Genomic DNA, 1262 nt, shown 5'->3' on the forward strand with positions numbered 1-1262 from the left:
GCTGGGCGCGCGTGGCGTGGCGCGGCAGGGCTGGGCGCGTGGCGTGGCGCGGTGGCGTGGCGCGGTCGCGTGGCGCGGCAGGGCTGGGCGCGTGGCGTGGCGCGCGGCCCTATCCGCCGCCTCCTCCGCACCCGCCTCCTCCGCACCCGCCTCCGCCGCCTCCGCCGCAGCCACCTCCGCCTCCGCCGCACGAGGAGCCCCCGCCGTCGCCGCCGTAGCCGCCGCATCCCGCGCCGCCGGCGGCGTAGCCGCTGCCGCCTCCGGCCGTGGCGTACCGGTGGCGGCGCTTCGGACGATCGGTCGCGTACTCGGCGCGCATCCGGGCGTAGTCGGTCGAGGAGTAGCGGCAGCCGTCGTCCCAGCCCGTGTCCTCGTCGGCGGTGAAGAGGACCATGGGGATGTCGTGCTTGTCGACCATCTCGAGGGTGGCGGGCAGGAGGGAGTCGGCGGAGACGTGCATCGTCGAGTCCGGCGCGTGGTGCAGGTAGGCGCCGAACGCGCGCTGGCAGAACGCGGTGTACTCGCGGGTGCGGAGGATGAACTCGTGCCAGGCGATGTCGACGACCTTCGACGGCATGCCGATCATGCGGCCGTCGGCGTACAGGCAGGCGAGGAACCAGGCGTCGAGGCCTTCGAGGGCGCGCAGCGCGGTGGCGCGGTCGCCGAGCTCGTCCTGGAGCTTCTTGACGAAGTCCGGGGCGTACTCGTGGTCGGTGATGAAGTGACGCCGCGCGGTGCGGCGAAGGCGGGTGAAGGTGCTCATGGGGCGCAGCATCGAGGCCGCGCGCCCCGCCGGGTAGCCGCCCTAGGTGGCGGATTCCCCACCTGCCGCGGCGAGCCGCGCCGCGAGCGCGGTGACCTCGTCGCGCAGGCCGTCGAGCTCGGCGGCCGCGGTCGTCTCGTCGTCGGCGAGCACCCGCCCGCGGACGGTCTCGAGCTCGACCAGCAGCCGCTCGATCTCGCTCTCCCACCCGCCGAGCGCCGCCCGCATCCGGCGCTGGACGGCGAGCTGCGACGCGAGCGCGGCGACGAGCTTGGCCTTGCCGGCGTCGGCGCCCGCCCGCACCTCGGCGAGCCGCCGCTCCACCGCCTCCGGAGGATGGTCGGCGAGCGCCTCGACGATGAGCCGCGCCCGCTCGGCCGCGTGCTCGAGCGCGGAGAGCACCGCAAGCGCGTCCGCCGCGAGAGAAGGGGCATTGGGCGAGCGGCGGCGTGTCGTTCGCGTACGGCTGCTCGCTCAGGGGCGGCGGGGGTGGCGGCGG

2 protein-coding genes are annotated in these 1262 nt (G+C 76.1%); both read right to left on the reverse strand.

Annotation, left to right across the window (positions count from 1 at the left end; translation table 11 throughout):
* Positions 1–109 precede the first annotated feature (109 nt).
* On the reverse strand, positions 110–763 hold the full coding sequence (locus OJ997_RS36230) for a glycine-rich domain-containing protein (RefSeq protein WP_270030345.1): 654 nt from the start codon (positions 761–763) through the stop codon (positions 110–112).
* A 42-nt stretch (positions 764–805) separates the two neighbouring features.
* Complete coding sequence (locus tag OJ997_RS36235) at positions 806–1165, reverse strand: hypothetical protein (protein ID WP_270030347.1); 360 nt, start codon at positions 1163–1165, stop codon at positions 806–808.
* Positions 1166–1262 lie beyond the last annotated feature (97 nt).

It is taken from the genome of Solirubrobacter phytolaccae (assembly GCF_027587195.1).
Taxonomy (GTDB): domain Bacteria; phylum Actinomycetota; class Thermoleophilia; order Solirubrobacterales; family Solirubrobacteraceae; genus Solirubrobacter; species Solirubrobacter phytolaccae.

Coding starts and splice junctions, on each gene's coding strand:
- OJ997_RS36230 (WP_270030345.1), bottom strand. CDS start 763: ATGAGCACCTTCACCCGCCTTCGCCGCACCGCGCGGCGTCACTTCATC.